General features: G+C 40.9%; 8 protein-coding genes and 1 pseudogene. 6 read left to right on the forward strand and 3 right to left on the reverse strand.

What is annotated here, in order from left to right:
- The 3 genes and pseudogenes from VB654_RS23325 to VB654_RS23335 all read right to left on the reverse strand — a co-directional run.
- Positions 1-218: pseudogene (locus tag VB654_RS23325) on the reverse strand (hypothetical protein); the annotation flags it as partial.
- A gap of 373 nt (positions 219-591) precedes the next feature.
- On the reverse strand, positions 592-1,110 hold the full coding sequence (locus VB654_RS23330; protein ID WP_323216208.1) for a DUF192 domain-containing protein: 519 nt from the start codon (positions 1,108-1,110) through the stop codon (positions 592-594).
- Between the two features lie 15 nt (positions 1,111-1,125).
- Positions 1,126-2,739, reverse strand: coding sequence for an ATP-binding protein (locus tag VB654_RS23335; RefSeq protein WP_323216209.1), 1,614 nt, complete (start codon positions 2,737-2,739; stop codon positions 1,126-1,128).
- A 164-nt stretch (positions 2,740-2,903) separates the two neighbouring features.
- Here VB654_RS23335 and VB654_RS23340 point away from each other — a divergent pair, with 164 nt between their 5' ends.
- The 6 genes from VB654_RS23340 to VB654_RS23365 all read left to right on the forward strand — a co-directional run.
- A complete protein-coding gene (locus VB654_RS23340; protein ID WP_323216210.1) occupies positions 2,904-3,197 on the forward strand; it encodes a DUF2958 domain-containing protein in 294 nt (97 codons plus the stop codon).
- 79 nt (positions 3,198-3,276) lie between these two features.
- A complete protein-coding gene (locus tag VB654_RS23345; RefSeq protein ID WP_323216211.1) occupies positions 3,277-3,546 on the forward strand; it encodes a hypothetical protein in 270 nt (89 codons plus the stop codon).
- A gap of 148 nt (positions 3,547-3,694) precedes the next feature.
- On the forward strand, positions 3,695-4,144 hold the full coding sequence (locus VB654_RS23350) for a hypothetical protein (RefSeq protein WP_323216212.1): 450 nt from the start codon (positions 3,695-3,697) through the stop codon (positions 4,142-4,144).
- A gap of 101 nt (positions 4,145-4,245) precedes the next feature.
- Entirely contained in the window at positions 4,246-4,476 is a 231-nt protein-coding gene (locus tag VB654_RS23355; protein WP_323216213.1) for a hypothetical protein, read from the forward strand.
- A 132-nt stretch (positions 4,477-4,608) separates the two neighbouring features.
- Complete coding sequence (locus VB654_RS23360) at positions 4,609-4,995, forward strand: hypothetical protein (RefSeq protein ID WP_323216214.1); 387 nt, start codon at positions 4,609-4,611, stop codon at positions 4,993-4,995.
- A 73-nt stretch (positions 4,996-5,068) separates the two neighbouring features.
- Positions 5,069-6,865 (forward strand): strawberry notch-like NTP hydrolase domain-containing protein (locus tag VB654_RS23365; protein ID WP_323216215.1); only part of this gene is annotated, 1,797 nt, incomplete at its 3' end.

Here is a 6,865-nt window from a genome sequence, read left to right on the forward strand (position 1 = left end):
GCTTGGTTGAAATGGTTAATCCCTGCTGCTAATGTCCGGGTATAAAGCAAGCGGTAATTACCTAGAATATAGTCGTGTAAAAAGTCTATAGATACACGCTGCCCATAACCATCACTGTAAAACTCACGCTGTCCTGTGCAGGAAAGACAAGCGTTAATGAACATGACTAAATCTTCCCTGGCCACCTGTTGATGTTGGTTAGTCCAATTCATGTTCATGTTGGCATTGTAACTTTTGTTGTAGGAGGTACTGTTCGGGGAATGGCGGCACGACTAGCTAGGATAGCTGCAAAAGGCTAGATTCGGAAGTCATACCAAAGTCCCGCAAACAGTATTAATTGCTATTTTAAGTTCTGAATCAGAAAATAGCTACAGGAACACAACTAAATTTTACTAACCAAACTGAGGCTTTAAGCTCTTATATCATGTCCGATTAATTGCCCATAATTGCAACTTCTTAAAAACAAGAGTTTCAAGCATTTTTATTGAAAGGTGTTTAGCAGGGCTAGCGCGTCTCAAACCCTATTGACCTTTTTTGAATTGGAGCAAAGCGACTTGACAGCGAGATTCTAAAAGCGTATTCTTAATTTCTTTACTTGGAATCATCTTTTGCATAGAGATTTTTAAAAGTTAATTTATCTCCAACTTGAATATTAGATACACCAGCAGGTAATTCCAAAACCTTTGTAGCGCTACTGCCATAATAAATAGTACAAGGGGCTTGAGAACAAGGTTGAGCATTATTAATTACGGTAGTCACCACACCATCGTCAAGATAAATAATATCAAGGGGAAATCGAACTTGGTGCATCCAAAACCCAACATTCTGATATTGCTCACCTAGTTTAAATAACATTCCTTTATCACTAGGTAAAGTAGCACGAAATTTCAATCCTTTCACCAATTCATCTGGTTTAGCAGCTACTTCTAAATAAAATTTTTGCCCATTGTGAATAAGTTTGCGTGTAATGGGCAATTGTTGTGGGCGTGTTTGAAGATACGCTACAGTAGGCATTCCAATAATCAAGCATATTCCAGCAATTGGTCCGGCAATATTCAAAACTTTCAGCCCCATAATATATGGGTCGAGCTTAATTTTTGAGATTTGCATAAATCAATTCAAAATTCAACCAAAAATATTGACATTTCCCAGGCTATAGACAGAAGAATCTACGGGACTAGATGGTAGTCCTTGAAGGTCAGCTTTATTCCGCATGGTTTCAACTTTGTCAGCTTCTCTAATTGCCAGAGGGTTAATATTTTTTCTCGCTTCTAACAAAGAAGTTAATGTAATTTCCAGTGGTGGTAATTCATCTAGTACAAAAGTATCCGGTGGAAACATTTGACAGAAAGTTGTAGCTGCTGCCCTCTCTACAATAGCCTGAATTTCTGCACCCACACAACGCTGTGTTTCCTTGAGCAGCCGTCGCCATTCTTCATCAGTGAATGGATTGCCATTACGGAAACGTGCATCAAATCTTCTCAAGTGAATTTTGAATATTTCGTGTCGTTCTCCATTGTTGGGTAAATCTACCTTGAAAATTTCATCAAATCGTCCACATCTGGTAAGTTCAGGTGGCAATAAGTCTAAATTGTTAGCTGAAGCAATAATTAATACATCACTGGTACGCTCTTGCATCCAGGTAAGTAACATTCCTGCCAGCCGTCTGGATAAATCATCATCCCCGGCGAATCCCTTATCAAAGTCGTCTAGATAAAAGATGATGCGGTTGATTCGATCCACCAGCCCCAGTAATTTTTTTAGCTTATATTCTGCAAGATTGCCATAACTGCGGAAATTGCCCCACTCGACAATAATTAAGGGCGCACCCAAACGTTGAGAACAAGCTTTTGCCGAGTGAGATTTACCTGTTCCTGGTGGGCCAATCAATAAAACACCCTTGGGCAGTCGTAGATTGTAAGCTTTAGCCAGTGGTGTAGTCAGTCGTTTGTATTTCTTAAACGATTCCTGCATCAGTTCCAATCCACCAACTTCAATCGCTGGGGCCTGGAGAAATTCAATGTTGTAAACCCGCTTGAGTAGATTAATTTTGTAAGCAGAAAGTTTTTCAACTGCTGTTATATTATCAGTAATTACAGAATGGACACCATACTCAATATCTGCAATGTACATTCCTACCGCCGCGATCGCTAAATCATGAATTTCTGATTCACTATAAACTACGGGTAAAATTTGCGGTAAATAATCCGTGATTTCCTCGACTGTTGGTAATTCCTGAGTGACAGTAGGAACTTGAGCCGCAATATCAGGTGAGAGATTAGCGTTAGGGCCAAGTAGAATAGCTGTTTTGTTCGAGTTGCGATTGTAGAGTTTGAGATTAATCAGCGCAGACTTAATCCACTCGGAAGTCAGGAAAAAATCAGGGTCAGTTGTATTAGTACCCAACCACGGAAATATCCCTTCCAGGATCACAATGCCTTCCAGGTTGGTAGTTTTCCAGAATCGCAAGACTTCAAAATAATGTTCACGCCTGGATTTAGCAGTGATGGGTTGATATTCTTCTACTAGCCGTAGAGTTAATTCACCCTCGTTAATTTGCAATTGGTGAAGATGGTCATCTTCCAGTGACCACAGATAGCAGTTTATCGCTTGGGCATTAGATTCTCTGGCAATACTGGTGAGTAATCGCACTCTCTCCGGTAATGGAGATTCTAGGGCAATCAGTGGATTTTTTAGGTGTATGAGGTCGAATAGTTGTTGGATTAATCCAGATTTCATTGGTTACTGAAATTAACGTCCTCGTAATCATAAATTTTGTGTAATTTATTATCTACACCCAAAATTACTAACTTCATCTCATACTTTTGGGGGAGAGAAGTGGCTGAAAGCTCGAAAACTCGTTAATTGCTACGCAAAATTCAGTGAAGTATCACTCACAAAAAATGAACTTATTACCACCGGAAATTCGTAGTCAATTACCCAGTCTCTATTGTCAAGAAAAAATTGCAGATCCTATTGCATACATCAAGTTTTTCAATCCATTGTCGAACTGGACTTGGTATGCAACTGAGTTCGATGGTGAAGATACATTCTTTGGTTTGGTACAAGGTTTTGAAGAGGAACTGAGTTATTTCAGCCTGACTGAACTACAAGAATATCGTGGCAGGCTAAGTGTTGGTATAGAACGAGACTTACATTTTCGCCCAACTCCATTATCACAATTAAGACGAAATTAATTAGAAAAAGCAGGATGGTTAAAATTGATCCTGCTTTCCCCCGCTACGTGAATTTTTTTGACATTTTATGGAGGCTGTTATGAACCACCAATCACTTTATTACTCTATCAATCACGCTGTTTCTGATGGTAGTCAAAGAGAATGGACTTCAGAAGAAATTGATTTTATTGCCAGGAACTTAAAACTGCAAGAAGAATTAAACGATTGGTTACAAAACTCCATCAGTGACGGATGTTGGCATCCTGAAAATTACAAGATACTAAAATCTATGCCCAGTAGTTTAGCAGCATCATTTGAGCAATCAACTTTAAATTATATTTCAGACGAGGTAGAAGATATTCCATTTTAATGGCAAATAAAAATTTGCTCATTATCTATTCTTTGGAGATTTAATATCCAAGTTGTTGATATTGAGATGTTAAATTAAGCCTCGCACATTTGTACGGGGCTTATGAACGCTATGCGAAATTTCAGTGAAAATATTTTGGACAAAAATAATGGATATTCAAAACATACTCACTCTAGCTATTGAAATTATCTTTTGGGCAATGATTGTTTTAATGCTCAACGATTTTATCAATGGACTTTTCTTGTTACACCCTCAATCTCAATATACCGTGATTTCTGCACAACCCCCTTCACCAGTTGCAGAAACCAAAAATATTCCTAATCCTGTTGTTGTAGAATCTGAAGCAGAAACCAAAGATATTGACAAATTTGAACAAATTCCTGACCCTTGGGAGTTGCAAACAGATTGTGAACCCAAAATAGGCGAACCACAAACAGTAGTATTACCATTTCCTACCTTGAGATTACTACCACCTGCACAAGAAATACAACCGCAAACCAAGCGTCGTAGCAAACCCAAGAAATCCGGCGACAGCGTTCAATCAACGGCTAAGACTGAATCTCGCAAGCGCAGTAAACCTCGCAAGAAAAGTGCTTAACTAAACAAACTGTGTACTTATATGTGCAGAAATAGGCGCACAGTTGCTCTCAAAGAATTTGATTAGTTTGACATTTGACAAGTTTAACTAGGAGAAAAAACATGGAAACTATCAAGATTGTACTCTTAATAGGGTGCGACAAGTGCGGTGATTCAGAATATTTGCAACCTTTTGAATGTTTGTGTGACAAATGTTTGGTTAAATCTATCAAAAAAGACTTGTTAGAGCTAGAAAATCAAAACTATATGTCAGCAGAATTTGCAAGTCCTCTAAAGGATAAATCCCAAAATCGCTTGAACAAAATATTGCAAAGACAAGGCTGGCAAGCGTGAATTAAAACGCACCTAAACAGAGCGATAAGCAAAGGCGACATAGCTTCGTTTACCACACACATTAAGCTATCGCTTTGTTTAGTCAAGTTGCTTTGCTCCAATTCAAAAAGGTCATTTTGAAAATTTAAGACAATGCAAGCAGCACACTGTGCATTGGCAGTCGCGCTGAAATATGCGCCGGACGATCCAGTTTTTGCCATCGCAAGACAACATCTAGAAACAGCGATTGCTCTTTCTGGAGAATATCACAAAATCTACTGGAGTATTTTCTGGAAAACATCACCTGAGAAACTCAAAAAGAAAATACGTTCTCAGTGCCACGAATTAGCATTTGATACCTATTCACACATGATTGAGTTAGCTGTGTTGGTAAACAAATATGCGGCTGACCAAACATCTCGCAACATCCCGCCGCCGCAGTCCTGGCAAGAATTTGTTTTCACCCTTAAACGTGCTTTTGAGTGGATTGAACGAGAGCATTCAGCAGAAATACACACTAGACAATTGAGTCTGATTTGATAGCTGTTCTGGGGCAATTTCCAGAGCAGCTAAGGCTACGCCAAATTTTTGTGAAACATTAATACATATAAATATGGTAAGCCAAATCTTTTCACAAGGCTCTCTGTTTGACCTACAAACTGTGTTGGACTATGGGGAGTCAGTAGTCAATGTTGCTCAAGAACTTACCAAATTATTATTTGATCACCGTGCCTTAAGCACTAAAAGCATTCAATCGCAGATGAACCGATATTTCCTCGGCACTGCGGCTGAAGGTGCATGGCAGTGGAAAGACGCTTATGAAGCAGTCGAGGTGGCACAAATACTGTACCTCCGGCAAAAGGGACTATCAGAAAATCCTCTGGCAGAACTGCAACTACTGGAATCACTTTGCCCGACTCATACCCGCCGTAGCGAAGAACAATTGCAACTACAGCAGTTCTCGACTCCTTTGCCACTGGCATACTTGGTAGCATTAGCAGGGCAAATAACCAGCAATGATTTGGTGTTAGAACCATCGGCTGGTACTGGTATTCTAGCCCAGTTCGCCAAGCTCAAAGGTGCAAGTCTGATGCTCAACGAACTAGCAGAAGATCGGGCGAAGATTATCCGGCGACTGTTCCCTGGCGTTCCCTTGTTCTCTGTGAACGCCGAGCAAATTAATGACTATCTGGCGGGTAAAACTCAGCCATCTGTAGTTTTGATGAACCCACCATTTTCTTCGTCTCCGAAAATCAACAGCCGTAATCCAAATGCAACCCCTCGGCACATCAACTCAGCGTTACAGAGGCTATGCGATCGCGGACGGCTGGTGACAATTTCTGCTAACTGGTTCTCACCAAACAATCAGACTTGGCGAGATACTTTTATTAAGATGCAGGAGAAGGCAACAGTAGTGCTTTCGGTTGGGGTCAACGGCAGGGCTTACTCAAAGCACGGAACAACTATGGACACCCGCATTACGGTGATCGATAAAATCCCGGCTGCTAATCCTGCCGATATTCCCTGCATTCCTCAAACCCTTGAGCTTGGTGAAATATTGGCACTGATTGAGCGACTTCCCGCCCGACAAGCTTGGGAACGTTCTACTCCAAATGTGGCAACGTTCTCTAAGAAAGTCGTTAACTTGCCAAAACGCACTGCGATTGCACAACCAGAAACAGCATCAGAATTTACAGAGGTTGTTTCTCTTGATTATGAAGTTGTCGAGTGGACTGCCAACGAAGGTCTGAAGGATGCTCTTTACGAAACTTACCGTCCGCAACGGTTAAGAATTAAGAATGCCTTACCTCATCCATCTTTATTGTGTGAAAGTGCAGCCTTAGCTCTTGTTTCTCTCCCTGTTCCTACTTACAAACCCCACTTGACTCAGCACATCATCACTCAAGGCTTACTATCTGAGGCACAACTTGAAAGCGTGATATACGCAGGTCAAGCCCATTCAGAATTTCTCTCCGGCTCATACTTGGTAGATGATTCGTGGGATAATGTAACTGTGGTAGCAAATAGCGAAGAAAATGCCGTTAGATTTCGCCGTGGTTGGTTCTTGGGCGATGGTACAGGTGCTGGTAAAGGCAGACAGGTAGCTGGTATCATTCTAGACAATTGGTGTCAAGGTCGAAGAAAAGCCATTTGGATTTCCAAGAGTTCTGCACTAATTGAGGATGCCCGACGTGATTGGTGTGCGCTGGGTGGTAGTGAAAAAGATATTATTGACCTCAGTAACATCAAACTAGGCGATCGCATCCCTTTCACCCAAGGCATTTTGTTCTGCACCTACTCAACATTAAGATCGCAAAAGGGAGGCAAAAGCCGGCTCAAGCAAATCGTGGAGTGGGCTGGTGCTGATTTTGAGGGTGCGATCGCATTTGACGAATGCCATGCAATGGGT

Source organism: Nodularia sp. UHCC 0506 (assembly GCF_034931045.1).
GTDB lineage: Bacteria > Cyanobacteriota > Cyanobacteriia > Cyanobacteriales > Nostocaceae > Nodularia.